This window comes from Streptomyces sp. NPDC090994 (genome assembly GCF_044768905.1).
Taxonomy (GTDB): Bacteria; Actinomycetota; Actinomycetes; order Streptomycetales; family Streptomycetaceae; genus Streptomyces.
In genome coordinates, this window is sequence record NZ_JBIVWS010000015.1 from 43,627 (window position 1) to 65,479 (window position 21,853).

Annotated in this window: 21 protein-coding genes; 8 read left to right on the plus strand and 13 right to left on the minus strand. The window is 72.7% G+C overall.

The annotated features are described in order from the left end of the window. Positions 1-93: 93 nt before the first annotated feature. From cyc2 to ACIQR3_RS26585, 4 genes are all read right to left on the minus strand, one after another. Positions 94-2,256: a germacradienol/geosmin synthase Cyc2 gene (gene cyc2 / locus ACIQR3_RS26570; protein ID WP_403543122.1), complete on the minus strand. Its 2,163-nt coding sequence runs from the start codon at positions 2,254-2,256 to the stop codon at positions 94-96. Positions 2,257-2,352: 96 nt separating this feature from the next. Next, complete coding sequence (locus ACIQR3_RS26575) at positions 2,353-3,633, minus strand: damage-control phosphatase ARMT1 family protein (RefSeq protein ID WP_403543123.1); 1,281 nt, start codon at positions 3,631-3,633, stop codon at positions 2,353-2,355. 22 nt (positions 3,634-3,655) lie between these two features. After that, positions 3,656-4,303 (minus strand): ScbR family autoregulator-binding transcription factor, encoded by a 648-nt coding sequence (locus ACIQR3_RS26580; RefSeq protein ID WP_403543125.1) that lies wholly within the window; start codon positions 4,301-4,303, stop codon positions 3,656-3,658. 191 nt (positions 4,304-4,494) lie between these two features. Next, positions 4,495-5,169, minus strand: coding sequence for a Tat pathway signal sequence domain protein (locus tag ACIQR3_RS26585; RefSeq protein WP_403543127.1), 675 nt, complete (start codon positions 5,167-5,169; stop codon positions 4,495-4,497). Between the two features lie 889 nt (positions 5,170-6,058). On the opposite strand from ACIQR3_RS26585, the gene ACIQR3_RS26590 reads away from it, so the two are divergent. From ACIQR3_RS26590 to ACIQR3_RS26620, 7 genes are all read left to right on the plus strand, one after another. Then, positions 6,059-6,715, plus strand: a complete 657-nt coding sequence (locus tag ACIQR3_RS26590; protein WP_403543129.1) for a DUF6230 family protein — start codon at positions 6,059-6,061, stop codon at positions 6,713-6,715. Beyond that, positions 6,715-7,167 (plus strand): DUF6114 domain-containing protein, encoded by a 453-nt coding sequence (locus ACIQR3_RS26595; protein ID WP_403543130.1) that lies wholly within the window; start codon positions 6,715-6,717, stop codon positions 7,165-7,167. Before ACIQR3_RS26590 ends, ACIQR3_RS26595 begins: the two co-directional genes overlap by 1 nt. Before the next feature lie 468 nt (positions 7,168-7,635). Continuing rightward, positions 7,636-8,643, plus strand: coding sequence for a substrate-binding domain-containing protein (locus tag ACIQR3_RS26600; protein ID WP_403543132.1), 1,008 nt, complete (start codon positions 7,636-7,638; stop codon positions 8,641-8,643). Between the two features lie 158 nt (positions 8,644-8,801). Next, the gene (locus ACIQR3_RS26605; protein WP_403543134.1) at positions 8,802-11,264 is read left to right on the plus strand and encodes a nitrate- and nitrite sensing domain-containing protein; all 2,463 of its coding nucleotides are present in this window, start codon (positions 8,802-8,804) and stop codon (positions 11,262-11,264) included. Further along, on the plus strand, positions 11,261-11,680 hold the full coding sequence (locus ACIQR3_RS26610) for a roadblock/LC7 domain-containing protein (RefSeq protein ID WP_215171060.1): 420 nt from the start codon (positions 11,261-11,263) through the stop codon (positions 11,678-11,680). The genes ACIQR3_RS26605 and ACIQR3_RS26610 overlap by 4 nt, the downstream gene beginning before the upstream one ends. Position 11,681: 1 nt before the next feature. Further along, positions 11,682-12,041 (plus strand): DUF742 domain-containing protein, encoded by a 360-nt coding sequence (locus ACIQR3_RS26615; protein ID WP_215171062.1) that lies wholly within the window; start codon positions 11,682-11,684, stop codon positions 12,039-12,041. After that, positions 12,028-12,612, plus strand: coding sequence for an ATP/GTP-binding protein (locus tag ACIQR3_RS26620; RefSeq protein ID WP_215171064.1), 585 nt, complete (start codon positions 12,028-12,030; stop codon positions 12,610-12,612). Before ACIQR3_RS26615 ends, ACIQR3_RS26620 begins: the two co-directional genes overlap by 14 nt. A gap of 6 nt (positions 12,613-12,618) precedes the next feature. Here the strand turns inward: ACIQR3_RS26620 and ACIQR3_RS26625 are convergent, their stop codons facing one another. From ACIQR3_RS26625 to ACIQR3_RS26635, 3 genes are read right to left on the minus strand one after another with little or no spacing between them, the layout of a single operon-like run. After that, positions 12,619-13,578 carry an ABC transporter substrate-binding protein gene (locus ACIQR3_RS26625; protein WP_403543137.1) on the minus strand — a complete coding sequence of 320 codons (960 nt, stop codon included), beginning with the start codon at positions 13,576-13,578 and terminating at the stop codon, positions 12,619-12,621. 47 nt (positions 13,579-13,625) lie between these two features. Continuing rightward, complete coding sequence (locus ACIQR3_RS26630; protein WP_403543139.1) at positions 13,626-14,447, minus strand: alpha/beta fold hydrolase; 822 nt, start codon at positions 14,445-14,447, stop codon at positions 13,626-13,628. Positions 14,448-14,503: 56 nt separating this feature from the next. Then, positions 14,504-15,751 carry an MFS transporter gene (locus ACIQR3_RS26635; protein ID WP_403543140.1) on the minus strand — a complete coding sequence of 416 codons (1,248 nt, stop codon included), beginning with the start codon at positions 15,749-15,751 and terminating at the stop codon, positions 14,504-14,506. A gap of 200 nt (positions 15,752-15,951) precedes the next feature. On the opposite strand from ACIQR3_RS26635, the gene ACIQR3_RS26640 reads away from it, so the two are divergent. Beyond that, positions 15,952-16,593 carry a TetR-like C-terminal domain-containing protein gene (locus ACIQR3_RS26640; protein WP_403543142.1) on the plus strand — a complete coding sequence of 214 codons (642 nt, stop codon included), beginning with the start codon at positions 15,952-15,954 and terminating at the stop codon, positions 16,591-16,593. Here the strand turns inward: ACIQR3_RS26640 and ACIQR3_RS26645 are convergent. The 6 genes from ACIQR3_RS26645 to ACIQR3_RS26670 all read right to left on the minus strand — a co-directional run bounded on the left by ACIQR3_RS26645 (position 16,570) and on the right by ACIQR3_RS26670 (position 21,769). Next, the gene (locus ACIQR3_RS26645) at positions 16,570-17,235 is read right to left on the minus strand and encodes an ABC transporter permease (RefSeq protein WP_403543144.1); all 666 of its coding nucleotides are present in this window, start codon (positions 17,233-17,235) and stop codon (positions 16,570-16,572) included. The genes ACIQR3_RS26640 and ACIQR3_RS26645 overlap by 24 nt on opposite strands. Then, complete coding sequence (locus tag ACIQR3_RS26650; RefSeq protein ID WP_403543146.1) at positions 17,232-17,906, minus strand: ABC transporter permease; 675 nt, start codon at positions 17,904-17,906, stop codon at positions 17,232-17,234. The genes ACIQR3_RS26645 and ACIQR3_RS26650 overlap by 4 nt, the downstream gene beginning before the upstream one ends. Continuing rightward, positions 17,903-19,030, minus strand: coding sequence for an ABC transporter ATP-binding protein (locus ACIQR3_RS26655; RefSeq protein WP_403543148.1), 1,128 nt, complete (start codon positions 19,028-19,030; stop codon positions 17,903-17,905). The genes ACIQR3_RS26650 and ACIQR3_RS26655 overlap by 4 nt, the downstream gene beginning before the upstream one ends. Before the next feature lie 196 nt (positions 19,031-19,226). After that, positions 19,227-19,964, minus strand: coding sequence for an FAD:protein FMN transferase (locus tag ACIQR3_RS26660; protein ID WP_403543150.1), 738 nt, complete (start codon positions 19,962-19,964; stop codon positions 19,227-19,229). Position 19,965: 1 nt separating this feature from the next. Continuing rightward, entirely contained in the window at positions 19,966-20,382 is a 417-nt protein-coding gene (locus ACIQR3_RS26665) for an FMN-binding protein (RefSeq protein ID WP_403543152.1), read from the minus strand. Between the two features lie 34 nt (positions 20,383-20,416). Then, positions 20,417-21,769: a ferric reductase-like transmembrane domain-containing protein gene (locus ACIQR3_RS26670; RefSeq protein ID WP_403543154.1), complete on the minus strand. Its 1,353-nt coding sequence runs from the start codon at positions 21,767-21,769 to the stop codon at positions 20,417-20,419. Between the last annotated feature and the right edge of the window lie 84 nt (positions 21,770-21,853).

Below are 21,853 nucleotides of genomic sequence, written 5' to 3' on the forward strand. Positions count from 1 at the left end.
TCACCTCGTGTTGCCCGTGTACCTCACTGAGGAAGACGCCCGACGCGGCCCCGGAGTTCCCGGAAAGACCCGTTCTGCACGGAAAGATGTGGATCAATGGAGCACGGGCACCGCCGGGGCCCGGTCCGGGAGGAAGAGGTGGCTGCGTCCGGCCAGGTACTCGGCTTTGTAACGGGGGACCTGCTGGTGCCAGTTGAGGATGCCCGCCATCCAGTTCTGCAGGTCGGTGACATAGCCGCGCATGATCTCGCGTGCCTCTTCGGAGAGCTGGAAGTCGTCGTAGACGATGGGGAGTTCGTGCGCGACCACGTGCTCGAACTGGCGCATGCGCTGGGTCATCAGGTCGTGGACGACGTGGAGCGCGGTCGGGTAGTCGATGCCGAAGAAGTTCTGCACGACGAGGATGGCGTTGTGCATCTCGCCCTCGTACTCGATCTCCTTCTGGTACGAGAAGATGTCGTTGAGCAGGCAGGCGTAGTCCATCGCCGCGTTCTCCAGGGAGCGGACCGGGCCGCTGCGGTAGACCTCCGGCGGTACGGCGGGCCCGTGGCCGGCCCGGCACAGGCCGAGCGTGAGGTCGGACCCGAAGGTGTCGCGCCGCATCTCCAGGTAGTCCACAGGGTCGGGGACGCGGTGGTGGATCTGGTTGGTCAGCTCCCACACCCAGGCGGCGGTCATCTTGTCGATGGCCTCCCTCAGGGGGCGCCGCTGCCGCGGGGTCATGCCGGCCGTGGTGCGCGCCCACAGGTCGATCAGCGAGCGCTCCATGGCGTTGGCGGGCGGCGGGACCGGCTCGCCGTCCAGCGGCATGCACGCCGACAGGCGGGCCGTGGTCAGCCGGGCGGCGGCCAGGTCGCGGCGGTGCCCGTAGACCAGCGGGTAGTAGTCGTCGCCGTAGGTACCGAACGCCAGCCAGCCGGAGGCCAGGTCGAGCTGGTCCTGGGTGGCGTCCGGGTCGAGGCCCGCGGCGCACAGGGGCAGGTCGCAGCTCAGCAGCTTGTCCTCGTCCCACACGCCCTCGCTGAGCATGCCCATCCGCAGCGTCCACTCGGACAGATGGCGCCGGGAGCCGTCCAGGGCGGGGCTGAGGGTGAGCGGGAAGGGCATGTAGATGTCGGGGATGCGGGACGGGCCGACCCGCTGGAACGGCACGTGCGTGTGGGGCCGCATGCGCTCGGCCCCGGCGGCGGCGAGCAGGGCGGCGACGTCGGCGGCGGAGGTGCCGGGGCCGGTCGGGGACGCCCAGGGGGCGGTGGTGGCCCGGGCGTTCTCGTTCATGTAGCGGCTGGAGCGCATGTGCCACTCGTGGCCGCCGGACTGCCAGTCCTGGAGTCCCTTGGTGTAGGCGGCGACGGCGGCGACCTCGGGCGGGGTGAGGCCCTGTTCCAGGGCCACCGCCGGGACTTCCGTGAACGCGGTGTGCTCGAACTGGTGCAGCCGGGAGGTGAGGACGTCGTTGACGATGTCGGCGGCCTCCTGGGTGGTGCAGCCGAAGAAGGTCTCCAGGACCAGGACGCCGTTGCTCAGTTCACCCTCGTCCTCGACCTCGCGCTGGTAGGAGAAGAGGTCGTTGCGCAGGTGGACGCCGTCGGAGAAGGTCTCCATCAGCACCCTGAGCGGCCTGGTCCCGGCGACCGCGGGCGGCACCTCGGCGGTGGCGTACTCCACCAGTCCGGCCGACCAGGGGGCGCCGCCCACCTTGCGGCGCATCTCGATGTACTCGACGGGGTTGGCGATCCGCCCCTCGTTGATGTTGGACAGCTCCCACAGCGACTCGTTCAGCAGGTGCTCGGTGGCGACGGCGAAGCGGCGGCGCCAGTCGGCCGACATCGCGGGCACCGTGCGCCGCCACAGGTCGATGAGACCGGCCTCGACCGGGTTCTCCGGCTCGGGGACCTCGGCGGCGAGGTCGAGCGGCATGAACAGCGGGAGCCGGTCCAGGTGGGCCTTGCCGGCGACGCGGTCCTGGGTGCGCTTGTACTTCTCCAGGAAGTGGTCGTCGAAGAAGAACACCCACACGTACCAGTCGGTGATCAGGGAGAGGGCGGGTCCGTCGCAGTCGGGGTGCGTGTAGGCGCAGAGCAGGCCGTAGTCATGGGCTTCCAGGTCGGCCTGGTCCCAGACTCCGGAGCCTTCCAGCATGCCCATGTCGCGCGCCCACCGCGTCGAGTGGGCGCGCGCCTCGTCGACATGGCGGTTCAGCCGTGCGGGATGCGGCAGGTAGAAGTGCGGGAGTTCGAAGGGCTGCTGCGTCATGGCCGGGCCCTACCCACGGCCTTTCGGGGGCATCCTCGGGGTGGCACATGATCACACCATCGCGTGAATCACGGCGGATCACGGAACTCCGGCCGCTCACGGTCCAGTAGTGACCGTCGACACCTGGATCAGCGCATGCGTCCCGCTCGTGCGCCACCGTTGCCCCTCCGCGGCGACGAGCGCGGCCTCCGTCTCGGGGGCCAGGCCGGTGATCACGTCGGACTTCAGGGTGCGCAGCGCGGCCACCGGGCCGGGGAAGTACGCGGTGACGTCGGCGAACGGCGTGGTCGGCGGCCACCGCCGGTCGCCGACCAGCCGCCGGTAGTTCAGGTCGCCCTTGAAGACGGTGAGCGTCGCGGCGGCGAACTCGGCGCGCAGGTCGTCGGGCATGTCGGAGTACGGCAGCGGGGCGCAGGAGAAGGGGTGGGCGCGGACGGTGAGGCGGCCGTCGGTCAGCGCGTCCCACAGCCGGCGTCCGTACCCGGCGGCGGCGCCCCGCGCGCCGGTCAGCCGCCGTACCGCGTCCAGCACGTCGGCGGGCGTGGCGTCGGAGACGTAGTACGGGTACGGCTTCACGTGGAGCACCGCGCGGGTGACGTGGCCGTGGGTGAGGAGGTGGTCGATGAGGAGGAGGTCGGGGACGAGTTCCCGGCCGGCGTTGTCGGCGACCAGGCACAGGGTGCCGGTGCCGCCCGCCGCGGAGGCACCGCCCGCTCCGGGGGCGGAGGGCGGCAGCAGGGCCCACAGGCGCGCGCTGTCGTCGGCGACCAGGGGCGGGGCGTCGGCGCCGGACCCCGTCGCCGGGGCGGAGAGGCGGAAGCCCAGGTCGGCGCGGTTGCCCCAGAGGGAGCCGTGCAGCAGGGCGTCGGCCCGCCGCTGCGCCGGGAGCCCGGTGAGGCCGTCGAGCGCGGCGAGTTCCTCGTCCGTCTCCGGGGCGCCGAGTTCGGCGAGCTTGACCGGGCGGAAGGGGTCGACGCCGCGCCAGGGACCGGGACCGAACCAGCCGGTCGCGTCGAGGAGCCGGCGGTAGAAGTAGCTCTCCGACCACAGCCACGGCACCTGGAACCAGGAGCGGCCGGTGTACTCCCCCAGCCCCCAGGCCGCCCACCGGTCGTGGTCGTCGGCGTCGGTGCCGGCGTCCGGGGGTTCGATGCCGCCCCGCAGGCAGTTGTCCAGCAGGGCGTCGAGCGCGCGGCGGCGGTCGGGGCCGTAGGGGAGGTTCTCGCGCACCTGCCGGATGATCGCGGGGTGCCGCTCGGCCAGCACGGAGTGCGGGAAGGAGCCGGGTTCGTCGGCGAGCAACACAGGCGGCGGGGCGGACGGGGAAGGCGAAGGCGAAGGCGAAGGCGACGGCGACGGCGACGGGGTGTCGGGCATGCGGCTCACCGTAGCGCGGCGGTCACAGGGGGCTCGGCTCCCGCTCCAGGCGTACCGCGAGGCGGGCGTAATGCGGGCGGCGGGTCACCGGCACCAGCGCCCGGATCAGCAGGCGCCACATCTCGGCGACCCGGCGGGGCTGGCGGGTGACGGGTTCCAGGGTGCGGCCCACGACGCGGGTGCCGACGAAGGAGCAGACGAAGCTGTGGGCGACGGCCTCGACATCGATGTCCGGGTGGAGGTCGGACTCCTCGACCGCGCCGACCAGCCGCGTGGAGGCCAGCTCCAGCCACTCGGTGAAGGGGTGCCGCAGGGGCGGGCGTACCGGCACGCCCGCGGTGGCGAGCCGCAGTCCGGCCCGCAGCACCGGGCCCTCGACGGAGAGCCGGGTGACGCCGAAGGTCAGCCGCATCAGGGCTTCGAGGGAGGAGTAGCCCCGGCCGTCCATCTCCCGGGCCATCCGGCGCGAGGTCCTGGACTGTAACTCCATGATGGCCTGGGCGAGGTCGTCCTTGGCCGCGAAGTGGAAGTACAGCGCGCCTTTGGTCACGCGCGCGTGCTGCACGATGTCGCTCAGGCTGGTCGACTCGTAGCCCTGGCGGTCGAACAGGTCGGCGGCGGCCGCGATGATCGTCGCGCGGGTCTGCTCGGCGCGTAACTGCCTCGCCATCGGTGGAACACTCCTGGGCTGGAACCGAACGGGCCATGCCGTGTGTTCTGACCCGCAGCAGACAATAACTCACCTTGTCATCAGCCTGTTTGGCGAGGTCGCGGGCCGGCCGGTGCCCCGGGGAAGGACTCCGGCGCCGCCGGCCGGCCCGCACGCGCGCGTGCCGCGTGACCGTGCTCGGACGGGTCGGGTCAGTTGACGAAGACCGTCCCGCCGCCGGACGTCGTCACCGGGGCGTAGTCGGCCGTGAAGTAGCCGTTGGCGAAGCAGAGCGCCGAGCCGGAGACCTTGGTGAAGTGCTGGTCGTTGAAGTGGATGCCGTTGTCGCCGTTGCTCGCGGTGCCGGACAGGGAGGGTGCCTCGTAGACGCAGTTGATGGTGCCCAGCAGGGTGCGCAGGGCGACCGTGGCCCGGATGGTGGAGCCGCTCGGCGGGGTCACGGTGAGGGTGCCGTCGGAGGCGACGGTGGCGGTGTAGGGCAGGTTGCCGAGGCTGATCTGGTTGACGCCGAGCACACCGGTGACGTTGGTGGTGCAGCTGGCGGCGGCGAAGGTGTGGGCGGTGACCGACTCGGTGGCCGTGCCGGGGGCGGTCGGGTTGCCGGTGACGGTGGCGGCGAACTGCGAGGACGTGCAGGAGAGGCCGGATGTGCCGGTGGCGCTGGAGTAGAAGGTGGCGTTGGTGCCGCTCGCCAGCGGGGCGGTGAGGGTCTCCCCCACCGCGACGGCCGTACCGCCGACGGAACCGGTGGTGAGCACGGAGGCCGCGGCCGCGCCGGTGGTGTCGGCGGCGACGGCGGTGAAGGCCGTGGGAACGGACAGCGCGGCGACGGCCGCGGTGAGGGCCAGGAGGGTGCGCTTACGCATGCGGGTACCTCTTTCTCCGGATCGGGGGAACGTCGTGACCTGGGTGGGGAGGTGCGGTGGCGCATCGTGCGGTGGTGCGTGGTGCGTGGTACGTGGTGCGGCTGTGCGTGGTGCGTCGTGGGGTGGTGCGTGGTGCGGCGTGCCGTGGTGCGTCGTGCGTCGTGCGGTGGTGCATCGCGCGGTGGTGCGGTAGTGCGGTGGTGCGGCGTGCGTCATGCCTGGACCGTCCGCGAGAGCACGTGTCGGAGAGCGCGCCGGTGCGTGTGCCGGTGCGCGTGGTGGAGCGAGTGAGCGCGTTGTGGAGCGGGTGCCGAGCACGTGCCGGGGCGCGTGGAGCGGGACGGCGGGACGCGCGTGGAGCGTCCCGCCGCCGTCATCGGTCCGTGACGCCTTCTCCGTACGTGACGGACCGAGAGGCGGGCGACCGCGCCGCGCCACGGGGGCGGGGCGGGCCGCTCGTGCGGGAGCAGCCGCGACGGCACGACGGGGCGTGGGGCGGTGCCTCGCGATGAGCCGGGCTGTCCGGGAACGCGGACGGGTGCCGCGGGAACGGATCCGGCGCCACGGATCCGGGAAACAGGGGAAGTTCTAGAACCGACGAGTAGCCAACGTCAATACGTCGTGCACCAGTTGACGTTCGGAACGGCGATTTGGCCCGAACCGGTGAGGGCCGACGGCGCCGACGGGCACACAACCCCCACTCTTTACCCACAACGTGCTTGACCGCCGGACGTAACCACCGGTAACTTCCCGATCGGTTACTGGTGCGTAACCCGAAAATCCGCACGGCCGCCGGGAGTTGGGCGGAGGTTCTCGCACCAGCGCTGTCCGCGCCAGGACAACGTGCCGTCTCAGCCCTATCCGCATCGACTATGCCTCTGGAGCAGACATGGCCCCGTCCTCGGAAGCCACCCCGACCGCCGACCAGACCCCCGACAGTCCGGGGCCGAGACGCGGCCGGGTCCGGCTGCGCCGGGCCGCGGTGATGGCGGTGCCGGCCGCCGCGGTCACCGCCACGCTGGCCGTTCTCACCGCCCAGGGCGCGCTGGGGGTGCAGTTCGCCATCTCCGGCATGCCCTTCACCGTCACCGCCACGGAGCTGGACGGCACCGGCTTCGCCCAGTTCGGGGGCCTCGACCACATGGCCGAGGGCAGCCCGAACGCCGGGGACACCGGCGGCGAGGTGCTGGTCGTCACCTCCGTGATCAAGGACGCGAAGCTCACCAAGCTGTGCCAGAGCGTCGACCTGGGCGGCACCAACCTGCTGATCACGGCGGGCGACAGCGGCACCCGGGTGTCCGCGAGCGACCTGACCACCGACTCCACGTTCCTGTCGGGCGACGCCTCGTTCAACAACATCGAGATCGGCAACGACGCCAGCACCCTGGACAAGGCCGGATCCAAGGGCCGTGGTCCGATCGGCGTGTTCAGTCAGCAGGCCGACACCGTGCACATCGACAAACTGCGCCAGACCAACTACGCCACCACCGCCGCCGTGTTCAAGCTGCCCGGCCTGAAGCTGCGGTTCAGCGAGTCGGGCTGCTGATGACGGACGACCGGCGTACGGGAGCACGGGCCGCCTTCCGCCGCTGGCGGTCCCGGCGTCCCTTCTGGGGCGGGCTGCTGCTCCTGCTGGGCGGGGCGGAGGTGTGGTTCACCATGAAGGCGTCGCTGAAGGTGGTGCTGCACATCGGACCGCAGGGCGTGGCCGGCTACCTGCTCCCGACGGTGATGCTGCTGTGCGGGCTGCTGCTCCTCGTCAACCCGGCCCAGCGCCTCTTCTACTCGATCATCGGCGTCCTGGTCTCCCTGGGTACGTGGCTCACCTCCAACCTCGGCGGGTTCGTCATCGGGCTGCTGCTCGGTGTCGTCGGGAGCTGTCTCGCCTTCGGCTGGCTGCCCGACCAGGAACCGCGCCGCCGGCGCCGCCGGAAGCGGGCCGTCCGGTCCGAGGCCGTCCCGCGCCCCTTCGAGCGGGGGGCGGGCGAGACGGCCTGAGCCGGCCGAGCGGGTCCGAGCGGGTCCGAGCCGGTCCGCGGCGGTCCGCGGCGGTCCGAGCCGGTCCGAGCCGGTCCGCGGCGACGGGATCCCGAGGCGTTTCTCGCCGACGGGATCCCGCGCCGTTCCGCCGACGGGGCCCGTTCAGAACCCACCGTTGCGGCTGACGCGGCCCCTTCAGGCCCCGTCGGTCGACGAGCGGACGGCGAGCGGTCGACGAGCGTTCGACGAGCGGTCGGCGAGCGGACAGCAGGCCGACAGCGACCGGACGGCGACCGGACGGCGTCCGAATGGTCACGATGCGGTAGTGACAAGCCCCAGCGCATCGTTGGTCACTTGACTACCGGTGGTCACACGCGATTGGCTCCGGCCAGCGAGACACACCCAGTTGGCGCACAGGTCGTCCCACGACGGTGGCCCCTCGCCCTGTTCCTCCTGCTCGGCCGCTCAGCGAGGTGCCGCACCCCCATGAACACTGCTCCCCCGCCGTTCGCTCCGTCCGCGCGGGCGCGTCTCGCCGCCCTGACGGCCGCGGTCTGCCTGCTCGCGGCGGGCTGCTCCGGCACCGGCGTGGACGGCGAGGCCGCCTCGCACAGCGCCGGGCCGGGCAGCGGCCGGACGAGGATCGCCCTGATCACCCACGGCGACGAGGGCGACGCCTTCTGGGATCTGGTGCGCGAGGGCGCCGAGGCGGCGGCGGCCAAGGACGGCATCGACCTGACGTACGCCGGCGACGCCGACACGGCGGGCCAGGCCGAACTGGTCCGGGACGCGATCGGCGACCGGGTCGACGGCATCGCCGTGACCCTGGCCAAGCCGGGGGCGATGAAGGGCCCGGTCACCGAGGCGCGGAAGGCCGGCATACCCGTCGTCGGGCTCAACTCCGGCATGGACGCCTGGCGTTCCGCGGGCGTGCTGTCGTACTTCGGACAGGACGAGGGCGTGGCCGGCCGCTCCGTCGGCGACAAGCTCGACGCCCTCAAGGCCGAGCACACCCTGTGCGTCATCCACGAACGGGGCAACGTCGCGCTGGAGGCCCGCTGCGCCGGGGTGAAGAAGACCTTCGGCGGCCTGACCGAGATGCTCTACGTCGAGGGCACGGACATGGAGGCGGTGCGGGACGCCGTCGCCGCCCGGCTGCGGCAGGACACCCGCATCGACGAGGTCGTCATGAACGGCGCGCGGTACGCCCTGACCGCCGTCAAGTCGGTCCGCGACGCGGGCAGCAGCGCCAAGGTCTCCACCTTCGACCTCGACGAGGACCTGGTCGCCGCCGTCAAGCGCGGGGACGTGCAGTTCGCGGTCGACCAGCAGCCCTACCTCCAGGGTTACCTCGCGGTCGACGCGCTCTGGCTGTACCGCACCAACGGCAACGTCAGCGGCGGCGGCACCGAACCCGTGCTCACCGGGCCCGCGTTCGTCACCAAGGCCAACGCGGACGCGGTCGGGCGCTTCGCCGCGAACGGCACCCGGTGAACCGCCCGTGAACCACCGCGTGAACCACCGCCTGAGCCACCGCGTCAACCACCGCCTGAGCCGCCGCGTGAGCCACCGCGTGAGCCGCCCTGTGGTCCGCCCCTCGCCCCTCGCGTCCGCTCCCCGCCGCCCGTTCTCCCCGATCGCCTAGGACGACGATGTCTGCACGGACAGGTGCCCCGCGCCGCCTCGGCCGCCTCGGCTCGATACGTCTCTCCCTCATCCTCCTGGCGCTCGTCCCGAGCGTCACGCTGGCCGTGATGTGGGGCGTGACGACGAACCGGATGCTCTCCGAGGGCCTGGAGCTGCGGTCGCAGACCCGGCTGAGCCAGGCCACCGGGGCGATGGGCACCGAGGCCGCCCTCGCCCTCCAGCGCGAGCGCGGCGTCTCGGCGGCCTGGCTGGCCACGCCGGGCGGCTCCCGGGCGGAACTGGAGGCGCGGCGCAAGGAGACGGACGCCGCGGTGGCCGAGCTGGTCGGGCAGACCGACACCATCCGGCAGGCGTCCGCCCGTGTCTCGGAGCGGCTGTACGCGGTGCTCGGCTCACTGGGCAGCCTGGAGTACTACCGCGACCAGGTCGACGACCCCACCGACATCACCCCCGAGCAGGCGCTCGACCAGTACTCCTCGATCGTCGACGAGCAGATACACGCCTTCCAGGAGCTGTCCCAGGTCGACGACGGCGACCTCACCTCGCAGGCCGGCCCGCTGGTCGCGCTGGAGCACGCGGCGGAACTGACCTCCCAGGAGGACGCCCTGCTCACCCTGGCCTGGCCCTCCGGGCAGCTCGACGAGGCGGAGTGGGCGGCGTTCTCCGAGGCGGTGCACACCCGTCGCTGGCTGGTCCAGGACCAGATCATGTCCTCGCTGCGCGGCTCGGCGAGGACGCAGGTCGAGGCCATCCTGGCCGGTGACGCGTGGAAGACCCTGGAGGCGGTCGAGGACCAGGTGCTCGGGGCCCGTTCCGCGGACGGCGAGGACACGATCCGGCTGCCGGACGCGCGCGAGCGGTGGACCGCCGCCTTCGACGAGGTCTCCCTGCGGTACGCGGCACTGATCCAGGGGCAGACGACGGGACTGCTCGACCGCAGCGCCGAGGAGGCGCGCGGGCTGCTGTTCACGGCGGGCTGGCTGAGCGCGGGCGGGCTGCTCGCCCTGCTGCTGTGCGTGGTGGTCTCCTGGCGGATCACCCGCTCGCTGTCCCGGCGGCTCACCGGTCTGCGGCGGGCCACCCTGAGCCTGGCCGAGGAGCGGCTGCCCGACGTGGTGGCCCGGCTGGAGCGGGGCGAGACGGTCGACGTGGAGTCGGCGACCCCGCCGCTGGACTACGGACGGGACGAACTCGGCCAGGTCGCCCAGGCGTTCAACGCCGCGCAGCGCACCGCCGTGCACACCGCCGTGGAACTCGCCGACACCCGGCGCGGCTTCCAGAAGGTGATCCTCGGCATCGCCCGGCAGAGCCAGAACCTGGTCAACATGCAGCTCGGCAAGCTCGACGCGCTGGAGCGCCGGCACACCGACCCCGAGGTCCTCAAGGGACTGTACGAACTGGACTCCGTGGCAAGCCAGTTGCGCCGCTACGAGGAGAACCTCGTCATCATCAGCGGTGAGCAGCCGCGGCGCAGCTGGCGGGAGCCGGTCGCGCTGATCGACATCCTGCGCGGCGCGGTCGGCGAGGTCGCCGAGTACCAGCGGGTGGAGGTGTCCACCGAGTACACCGAGGGGAGCGACGAGGAGGTGTACCTGGCGCCGCCCGCGGTCGCCGACGTGATCCATCTGCTGGCCGAGCTGATCGACAACGCCACCGCCTACTCGCCGGCGCCCGCTCCGGTCGGGGTGCGGGCGTCGATGGTGGCCAAGGGTCTGGCCGTCGAGATCGAGGACCGGGGGCTGGGGCTGTCCGAGGAGGACTACACCTCGTTCAACGAGCAGCTGTCGGTGGAGCCGCAGTTCGACGTGGTGGCCCTCGCCGGCGACCTGCGGCTGGGCATGTTCGTGGTCGCCCGGCTCGCCCACCGGCACGGCATCACGGTCACCCTGCGCCCGTCGCCGTACGGCGGCACGACGGCGATCGTGCTGGTGCCGCACGAGATAGTGGTGCGGGAACTGCCCGCCGGCCTCGCCCCCTCCGCCAGCCTCGCCCCCTCCGCCACTCCCGCCCCGTCGGCCACTCCCGCCCCGCCCGTCCCTCCCGCCGACACCGCGACACCCCCGGCGCCCTCGTCCGCAGCCGCCCCGGCACCCGCAGCCGCACCCGCACCCGCACCCGCACAAGCGCCGCACCCCGCGCCGGCCCCCGCCGCCCCCCGCCCCGCGAACGGCTCCCCCGCCCCCCTCCCCCGCCGCGTCCCGCAGACGAGTCTCGCCGCCGAACTGCGCGAGGCACCGCCCGGCGCCCCCGGCGGAGCCGGCGAAACCGCCGGAACCGCCGGACCCGGCGGACCCGCCCCCGCGCCCGAGGACTCCGACAGCTACCCCGACTTCACCGCCGAGCGCGCCGCCGCCTCCCTCGCCGGTTTCCAGCGCGGCACGCTCCAGGCACGTGACGAGGAGCCCGAGGAGCGGGACGGCCGCTTCCCGGACTCCGCCCGCCACCCGCTCACGAAGGACACGCCATGACACGCCCCACACCCGCCACCCACACCCAGCTGGACCAGTTGCTCACCGGACTCGTGGAGCGGGTCGCCGACGTGAACCAGGCCGTCGTGCTCTCCGAGGACGGCCTGGTCGTCAGCAAGTCCACCGGCTTCCTGCGCGACGACGCGGAACGGCTCGCGGCGACCGCCTCGGGCCTGATGAGCCTGAGCAAGGGCGTCAGCATGGACTTCCGGGGCGGCCCGGTCCGCCAGGCGCTGATCGAGATGGCCAACAGCTACCTGATCCTCACCTCCGCCGGTCCCGGCGCCCACCTCGTGGTGCTCACCGGTCCGAACGCGGACGTCGGTGTGGTGGCGTACCAGATGAACATGCTGGTGAAGAAGATCGGCGAGCACCTCAGCGCGGCCCCCCGGTCCGGCACGGCCGTCGGCGAGTGACATGAGGGAAGGCGACGCGGAGGGCCGGCTCGTCCGGCCGTTCGCCCTGACCGGCGGGCGCACCCGGCCCAGCCGCGCCGACTTCACCCTCATCACGACGGTGACCGCGGTGCACCCGCCGCCCGAGCGGGCGGCGCGGGGCCAGCCGGAGCACGCCCGCATCCTGCGGCTGTGCGCCGAGCCCGTCGCCGTGGCGGAGCTGGCGGCCCTGCTCGACCTGCCGGTGAGCGTGGTGGTCATCCTGCTCTGCGACCTGCTGGAGGACGGCCGGATCACCGCACGGGCGCCGCACGCGGTGTCGCACACCACCGCCGACCTGGACCTGCTACGGAAAGTGAGGGAAGGCCTTGGCCGGCTCTGACCACCCCGTGAAGACAGCGCCCGCCGCCCCCGACGCGGTGAAGATCCTCATCGCCGGCGGCTTCGGCGTCGGCAAGACCACCATGGTCGGGTCGGTCAGCGAGATCGCCCCGCTGCGCACGGAGGAACCGCTCACCATGACGGGCCTCGGCGTCGACGACCTCGCCGGCATCGAGGAGAAACGGTCCACCACGGTGGCGCTGGACTTCGGCCGGATCACCGTCGGCGACGACCTCGTGCTGTACCTGTTCGGTACGCCGGGGCAGCAGCGGTTCTGGTTCATGTGGAACGACCTGGCGATCGGGGCCCTGGGCGCGGTGGTCCTGCTGGACGTGCGCAGACCCGAGTCGAGTTTCGCCGCCATCGACTTCTTCGAACGGCGGGGCATCCCGTTCGTCGTCGGGGTCAACGGCTTCCACGGGGAACACCCGTATCCACCGGAGGAGATCCGCGACGCGCTGGCGCTGCCGGACCACGTCCGGGTGCTGCTGTGCGACGCGCGCGAGCGGACCTCCTCACGGGACGTACTGATCGCCCTGGTGGACGAGTTGATCGCCGCGGCGGACGGCTGACCGGGGTCAGCCCAGTTCCACCGACGCCAGCCAGCTCTTGGCCACGTCCAGCGGGTCCTTCTTCTCCAGCTGCACCTGGGCGTCGAGGTCGAGCAGCGTCTCGGTGTCCAGCGCGGCGGAGACCGCGTTCAGGGCGGCGACACCCTCCTCGGAGAGCCCCTCCTTGTTGACCAGCGGGGTGACGTTGGCGAAGCCGAAGAAGTTGTCCGGGTCCTTCAGGACGACGAACTTCTCCTTCACGATGGTCGGGTCCGTGGTGAAGATGTCCGCCGCCTGGACGGTGTTCTTGGTCAGCGCCGCCTGGGTCAGCGGACCGCCCGCGTCCAGCGCCTTGAACGACTTGAACTTCAGCCCGTACTCCGACTCCAGGCCCTTCAGCCCCTGCTGCCGGGTCTGGAACTCCGGCGAGCCGCCGATCACCAGCTCCGGGGCGATGTCCTTCAGGTCGGCGAGGGTCGAGTCCGAGGTGAGCTTGTACTTCTTCGCCGTCGCGGCGTTGACGCTCACCGAGTCCTTGTCCTCGGCCGGCGAGGGCTCCAGCAGCGTCAGGCTCTTGTCGAGCGCGGCCTTGGCCGCCGTGTTCACCGCCTCGGCGGAGGTCTGCTCGGCGTCGGCGTCGAGGTAGGCGAGCAGCGAGCCGTTGTACTCGGGCAGGACGGTGACGGAACCGTTCTTCATCAGCCCGTACGTCGTCTCGCGGCTGCCGATGTTGTGCTTGTAGGTGACCTCGATGCCCTTGGCCTTGAGCGCCTCGCCGTAGATGTCGGCGAGCAGGGTGCTCTCGGCGAAGTTGTTCGAGCCGACGACGACCGTGCCGGCCTCCGCCTTCTCCCCGTCCAGGGGGTTGTCGCCGCCGTCGTCACCGGAGGAACAGCCCACGAGCAGCGCCGCCGCGGCCGTGAGTGCGACGGCCGCCGCACCGGTGTGCCTCGTCCTGGACCTGCTGCTTCGTGCCGTAGAAGTCATTCACCGATCCCATCCCGCCGCTTCTCGGTCAGTCAAGAGCGGTCTGATTACGGTTTCCTGACGCTCCGGGTGCCGGACATCACCCCGGCCAGGAGCCCGGCGGTGGCCTCGGGCGCCTCCACCGGGAAGTGGTGGCTGCCCAGGTCGACGAGGACGATGTCGAGGCGGTCGCCGTAGCGCTCGATCGCCTCCGGCGCCGTGAGGTCGCGGACCGCGAACACGGTGACCGGCTGCCGGGTGTCGCGCAGTGCCGCGTCCATGTCCCAGCGCACCAGGCCCTCGATGGCACGTACGCCGGCGGGCTGCCGTACGGCGGCCATCTTCGTGACGTAGGCCTCCTTGCGGGCCGGGTCGAACCCGGCCGGTGAGCCCGCCTCGACCAGACCGCGCACCGCGCCCGGGAAGTCGTCGCGGAACAGCCGTACCATCGCCTCGGTCCGCTCCAGGCTCTGTGCCGGGAACAGGGACAGGTAGACCAGCGAGTCGAGGGCGACCACGTGCGTGACCGTGCCGGGGAGCAGCCGGCCCACCTCCACGGCGACCGCCCCGCCGAGGGAGTGCCCCGCCACGACGGCCGTGTCCGCAGTCTCGGCCTCCAGGACCGCCGCCACGTCACGGGCGAACTCCGTGATGGTCCACACGTCCCGCGTCGACCGCGAGGCGCCGTGCTCGGCGAGGTCGACCGCGAGGACGCGCAGGTGTGCGGGCAGATGGGCGGTCACCGCGTCGAAGTCCTCGCGGCGGCACGCCCAGCCGTGGACGAGGACGAGGACCGGGCCGTCGGCCGGGCCGCTCGCCGTGTAGTGGATCGTCGTGTGGTCCGATCGCCGCACCTGGAGGTGGTGCCTGGTGCGTACGTGCGTGGTCATGGTGGCTCCTGTGAGTGTCGCCGGGGTGGGCCGGCGTGAGGGCGGCCGCGGGCGGGTCAGGCGGCCCGGCGCCGCGTCCGGAACTGGCGGAAGTGGAGGAGAAGGGCGGCGAGGACGACCAGCACGATCGTCAGTGCGTAGATCTCGGTCGCGGTGCGCAGGCCCAGTGCGGTGACGGCGATGCCTCCGAGCACGGCGGGCACGCTGTTGCCGAGGTAGTTGATGATGTTGGCGGAGGCGAAGACCGCGCTGCGCTCGTGCGGCCTGGCGATCCGGGCGAAGGTGCCGATCGTGGCCAGCGCCGAGGCGCCGACCCCGACGCCCGCGACGACCGTGCCGGCGGCGGCGAGCCCGACGAGGTCCGCCATGGTGCCGACGAGCGCGGCCAGGACGCCGACGCCGAGCAGGGCGGACGACGGGGCCAGCAGCGAGGCGGCGGAACGGGACCGCAGGACGGCGACCGCGAGCGCCCCGGTGCCGGTCAGCAGGGTCACGACGATGCCGCCGGACAGCCGGCTGTGCAGCCCCAGCAGTTGGGCGGCGACGGACGGGCCGAGGGAGAGGAACAGCCCGGCCAGGGCCCAGCCGGCGATCATCACCGGCACCACCGGGACGATGTCCGCGCGCAGGTGCGCGGGCAGCGCGGCCCGGGGGCGCAGGGAGGCGACGGCACCGGGCCGGCGTGGTGAGGTCTCCGGCAGGACGGCGGTGACCAGCGCCGCCACCGCCATGACGCCGAGCAGCACGGCGTAGACCAGCCGGGTCGGGGCGGGGCCGAACTCGACCAGGACGCCGGAGCCGAGGGCGCCGAGGGCGAGCCCGGCCAGCGGCGCGACCGAGGTGACGACGCCGGCGCGTCCCCGGGCGTGCGACGGTTCGAGGTCGACGAGGGCGGCGCTCAGGGTGGTGCTCGCCGCCCCGGTGGCGACGCCCTGGAGGATCCGGGCGGCGGCCAGGACGTACACGTTCCCGGCGGTGAGGAACAGGACGAGCGCGACCGCCTCCAGCGCGATCGACGCGGCGAGCACCGGCCGGCGGCCGACGTGGTCCGAGAGCGCGCCGACGACGAGCAGCGAGCCCAGCAGACCGGCCACGTACAGGGCGAAGACGACGGTCAGCACCCAGGCCGAGAAGTGCCATTGCCCCTGGTAGACGGAGTAGAGCGGGGACGGCACGGCGGACGCCGCCAGGAAGGCGACGAAGACGGCGGCCACGGCGAGGAAGGCGCCCCCGCGTGCCACGCGGCGCCGGGCCGTGCCGGACGGCGTCGCGGACGGATCGGATACAGCGGTGTCGACGGACATGAAAGCCTCGCAACGATCTGTGCGTTAGTGGTCGCACGCTAGCACAAACGCACCGATCGCTGCATTATTAATGCAACGATCACTGCGCCACCGAACGCGCGCAGCTCAGCCCCGCCGAACCCGCGCAGCTCAGTCCGCCGAACCCGCGCAGCTCAGTCCGCCGAACCCGCTAGCGCAGTGATCAGTGCGATACTGGCCTGATGTCCACCACCGCTTCCCCCGCCCCGCAGTCCGGGAGCCGGCCAGGAGGCCGTTCCGCCCGCGTCCGCGCGGCGGTCCACCGGGCCGTCAAGGAACTGGTCGCCGACGACGCCGCCGAGCCCCCGACGATCCCCGTCGTCGCCGCCCGCGCCGGAGTGCACGCCACCACGGTCTACCGCCGCTGGGGCACCGTCGGCGAGCTGCTCTCCGACGTCATGACCAGCCGCTTCTCCGGCGACATCGTGGTGCCGGACACCGGCTGCCTCCGCGGCGACCTGGAGCGGTACGCGTCCGACCTGGCCAAGGACCTCGGCGACCCGGACACCCTCGCCCTGGTCCGCGCCACCCTCGGCACCGGCGGGGAGCAGGGCGCCGCCGCCTGCTCCGCGGACCGCCGGCGCCAGCTCGAAGCGATCCTGGAACGGGAAGAGGCCCGGGGCGGCACCGCCCCGAGCCTCGAACACACCACGGACGCCATCCTCGCGCCCCTGTACTACCGCGCCGTCTTCACCGGCCTGCCGCTCACCACCGAGTGGGCCCGCGCCCTCGTCGCCCACCTGCTGCCGGACGAGGCGGCAGCCCCCTCGGCAGCCCCCTCGGCGGCCCCCTCGGCCGACTCAGCGCCTGCGGACCCCCGGTGACACCGCCAGCCGGCCGGCCGCCCAGAACAGGGCCAGCGTGACCAGGGCCAGGACGGCCACCAGCGTGGCGCCGCCCACCACCTTCTCGTAGTCGCGCTGGTAGAGCCCGTCGACGATGTACCGGCCGAGGCCGCCCAGACTGACGTACGCGGCGATGGTGGCCGTCGAGACGATCTGGATGGCCGCCGAGCGCAGTCCGCTGAGGATCAGCGGCAGGGCGACCGGCAGTTCGACCTGGAGCAGGACGCGGGACTCGCGCATGCCCATGCCGCGGGCGGCGTCCACCGGGGCCGGGTCGACGGAGCGGACCGCCTCGTAGGTGGTGACCAGGATCGGCGGGACGGCGAGGACGACCAGCGGGATCATCACCGGCAGCAGGCCGAAGCCCATCATGATGACGATCAGCACCAGCAGTCCGAAGCTGGGCAGCGCGCGGGCGGCGGTGGCGACGAGGGCCAGCGCGTTGCCGCCCCGCCCGGTGTGCCCGGTGACCAGGCCGACCGGCAGGCCGATCAGGGCGGCGAGGCCGAGGGCCAGCAGCGAGTACTGGACGTGTTCCAGCAGGCGTTGCGGGATGCCGTCGTAGCCGTGCCAGTGGGCGCTGTCGCTGAAGAAGGCGTTGACGAAGTCCAGGACGTTCACTCGGCCACCACCGCCGGGCGGCGGGTGCGGGTGCCGCGCGGCATCCACGGGGTCAGCAGGGCGCGCAGCCCGACCAGGACCGCGTCGCAGGCGATCGCCAGGAGGGCCGTGGTGATGACGGAGTTGGCGGCCAGTTCGGGCCGGTCGTACTTCTGCGCGGCGGCCAGCAGGTTGCCGAGGGCGCCCTGGTTGCCGATGAGGGCGCCGACGCTGACCAGCGAGATGCTGGAGACGACCGCGACCCTCAGGCCGGCCACGATCGCGGGCACGGCGATCGGCAACTGCACCTGCGCGTAGCGCCGTACGGGCCCGAAGCCCATCGCCGTCGCGGCGGCCAGGGTCTCCTGCGGGACCGAGCGGACGCCGTCGACGATGGCCGGGACGAGGACGACCAGGCTGTAGACGGCCAGCGGGATCATCACGGTCAGCTCGGTCTGGCCGGTGTAGTCGATGAGGACGACGAAGAAGGCCAGGGACGGGATCGCGTAGAGGACCGTCGTCACGCCGAGCACCGGCGGGTACAGCCAGCGGAAGCGGACGCAGAGCTGGGCCAGCGGCAGGGCGAGGACCAGCCCCGCCAGGACCGGCAGCAGGGCCTCGCGCAGGTGCAGGCCGATCAGTCCGGGCCAGGTGTTCTGCAGGTCGCTGGGGATGTCGAAGAAGCCGTTCACGACACGGCCCCGGCGGCAGCCGCGGTGTGTTCCGCGTGCGCGGCGCGGATCGCGTCGCCGATGACCGTCTGCGAGACGACGCCGGTGACCTTGCCGTCGGCGTCCACGGCGACGGCCCAGCCGGTCGGTGACAGCACCGCGCAGTCGAGGGCGGCCCGCAGCGAGTCGGTGCCGGGCGTGAACGGCCGCCCGTACGGCAGCAGCCGCGCCGGGTCGATGTCGCCCGGGGTGAGTCCGCGCGGCTCGCTCCAGCCGAGCGGCCGTCCGTCGGCGTCGGTGACCAGCACGTACGGGGACTTGGCGGCGGCGCCGAGCCGCTTGGCGGTGGCGTCCACCGGCACCACCGGGACGGTCGTCAGCTCCAGGCCGGCGGAGGGGAAGAAGGACAGCCGCCGCACGCCCCGGTCGGCGCCGAGGAAGTCCTCGACGAAGGCGTCGGCGGGGCCGGAGAGCAGTTCGGCCGGGGGCGCGTACTGGGCGAGGTGACCGCCCTCGCGCATCACCGCGACCATCGTGCCGAGTTTGATGGCCTCGTCGATGTCATGGGTGACGAAGACGATGGTCTTGCCCAGTTCCTCCTGGATGCGCAGGAGTTCGTCCTGGAGGCCCTTGCGGACCACGGGATCGACGGCGGAGAACGGCTCGTCCATCAGCAGCACCGGCGGATCGGCGGCCAGCGCCCGGGCGACACCGACGCGCTGCTGCTGGCCGCCGGAGAGCTGGTACGGGTAGCGCTTGGCGAGGGAGGAGTCGAGGCCGACCCGCTCCATCAGCTCCGCCGCCCGGTCGCGGGCCTTCTGCTTGCTCCAGCCGAGCATCCGGGGCACGGTGGCGATGTTGTCGACGATCGTCCGGTGCTGGAAGAGACCGGCGTTCTGGATGACGTACCCCATGGAGCGGCGCAGGGTGGTGACGGGCTGCCGCGTGACGTCCTCGCCGTCGAGGAGGATGGTGCCCTCGCTGGGCTCGACCATCCTGTTGATCATCCGCAGGGTCGTGGTCTTGCCGCAGCCCGAGGGACCGACGAGGACCGTGATCGAGCGGTCGGGTATCTCCAGCGACAGCCGGTCCACCGCCACCGTGCCGTCCGGATACCGCTTGGTGACTGATTCCATCCGTATCAAAGCGCCGAATACCCTTCGGGTGGGGCGGACATTCCGGGAAGTGCCGGCCAGAGGTCGTACGGGCAGTCGCGTGCGCGGCTGCCGGGTGAGTCTAGACGCGGCCGCCTCGCTCACCTGCCCCGGCTTGCGGACCGTTACGCCGCCGCCCTCACGCCCGTTGCCCCGCGCCGCTCCCGGCCGACCGGCTGCCGGCCCGTCACGCCGCCGCCCCCCGGCCGGTTTCCGCCACCGGCAGTCCCGGCGAGCGCAGTACCCGGCGGTCCGCGTCCACCGCGAACACCTCGCAGCCCGCCCGTGCCGCGGCCCAGGTGACGCCCTCGGGGCCGAGCGCGAAGGCGGCGGTGGCGACCGGGTCGGCCTCGGTGAGGGTCGGGGCCACCACCGTCAGGCTGAGCAGGCCGGTCGCCGGTGCCCCGGTACGCCCGTCGATGATGTGGTCGCCGCGCTCGTAGCGGGCGGAGGTCGCGACCGCCGCGTCGGTGATGTCGAGCACCGCGCACAGCCGGTCGGCATGCTCGGGGTGCCGTATCCCCACCCGCCAGGGACCGCCGACGGCGACCACGTCACCGCCGGCGTTGAGGCAGAAGCGGCGTGCCCCGGCCGCCGTCAGCATCTGGGCCGCCCGCTGCACCGACCAGCCCTTCACCACCGCGCAGGGGTCGAGCCCCCGCCCCGGCAGCCGGGCGTCGAACGCGCCGCCGGTGGCCGCCCGGTACTCCTCGCACAGCGCGAGCACCTCCCGCAGGTCGTCGCTCGTCCGGAACGGCTCGCCCCGGTCCAGCCGGCACACCTCGCTGTCGGCCCGGAAGGGACTGAACCGGGCGTCGGCCTCGCGCAGCCAGGCGAAGACGGCGTCGGCGGCCCGCTCGGGCACGTCCTCGTCGTCCACCCGCAGGGAGACCGGGAACCCCATGACGTGCTCGACGCGCCGCATCTCAGGCGCCGCCGGCGTCGAGGGCGGCCTGGAGGGACTCGCGGTAGCCGTCGCTGGTGACGGTGGCGCCGGAGACGGTGTCGATGTCGGCGCTCTGCGCCTGGAGCGTCTCCTCGACGAGCTGCGGCACGGCGGCCGTGGTCTGCGGGTGGTTCGGCTGCTGGAGCATGGTGACGGCGGTGATCCGCTCGCCCTCGAAGGTCACCTGGACCTGGACGGGACCCTTCTCGGTGTTCACGGTCGAACCGGCGACGGTCCGCTCGGTGGTACCGCCTGAGGAGGACACCGTGGGTGTCGGGGCGGGAGCGGCCTCGGTGGTCGTGGTCGTCGTGGTCGCCGTCTCGGTCGACGGCGCGTACCGCCACACGGGAATCAGCCCCGCGATGCTGAGGACCAGAACAGGGATGGCTCGTTTCACAGCGCGCTCTCGTCTCTCGTCTGTCGTCGCCGCCTCAGCCGGCCAGGCTGAAGCGCTCGAAGTGGATCTGCGGCCCGGGCACGCCCAGCTCGCGCAGGCTGCCCAGTACGGCGTTCATCATGGGCGGCGGTCCGCACAGGAAGACGTCGCGGCCGGTGAGGTCGGGGACCAGCCGGGCCAGCTCCGCCGGGGCCAGCCGGTCGGGCACCGGCGGCCCGGTCACCAGGTGCAGTTCGGCGCCCTTGGCGGCGGCGAGGTCGCGGAGTTCGTCGTACAGGACCGCGTCCCGGTCGGCGGTGACCCGGTAGACGACGACGGCGTGCCCGTCCAGCTCCTCCAGCAGTGCCCGGATCGGCGTGACGCCGACGCCGCCCGCGATCAGCACGGCGTCCGGCCGGGTGCGGTGCAGCGCGGTGAAGGCGCCGTAGGGACCCTCCGCGAAGACCCGGGTGCCGGGCTTGAGGTGCCGTAGCGCCGCCGTCCCGTCCCCGGCCGTCTTGACGGTGAGCCGGAGGGCGCGGCCGTCGGGCGCGGCGGACAGCGAGAAGGGGTTCGCCTGCCACCAACGGTCCCGGGTCAGGAACCGCCACAGGAAGAACTGCCCCGCCCGCGCGGGCAGCCGCTCCAGGTCCCGCCCGGTGACGTACACGGACACCACCTGGTCGTTCTCCGGCACGACGGCCGTCACCCGCAGCCGATGCCGCCCGTTGCGCCACAGCGGCAGCGCCAGCCGGCCGGCGAAGACCGCGCCCAGCGCGCCGCCCCACAGGACGTACCAGTACGCCGTCCCCCACGACGAGGACGCGAAGCTGGTCCCGGCGGCGACCTGGTGGGTGAAGGCGAGCACCACCGCGACGTAGGTGTACAGGTGGAGGAAGTGCCAGGTCTCGTACGCCATCCGGCGCCGTGCGGCACGGGCCGAGGCACCGCCGATCACCAGCAGCAGCGCGAAGGCGACCACCGCCCGCAGCACGCCCTCGACGGTCTCGGCGAGGTCGACGAGCTGGTTCAGCGGGTCCAGCGAGGACGCCTGCGCGTACCCGAAGGTGATGAGCACGACGTGGGCCAGCAGCGTCCACAGCACGCCGAAGCCGGTCCAGCGGTGCCAGGACGTCAGCCGGTCCATGCCGATCCGCCGGTCCAGCCAGGGCAGCCGGGCGACCAGCAGCAGCTGGAACGCCATGAACAGGGCGCCGTACAGCCCGGCCAGCCGGCCCAGCACGATCAGCGCGTTGGAGGCGAAGCCGCCCTGGACGAAGAGGACGGCCACGACGGCCGCGTTGGCGGCGAGCAGCGCGTACAGGCCGGTACGGGCCACCACCCGGGGGCGGAGAGCCGGAGCGGGGGGCGGCTGGACGACACGGGGAGCGCGCGGGGCAGTGGTCACGCCCCTGAGCTTGACCCGTGCGCCCTGTCGTTTTCCTGTCGGACGGCTTTCGACTGGTTATCGATCCTGGTACGGCGATGACCT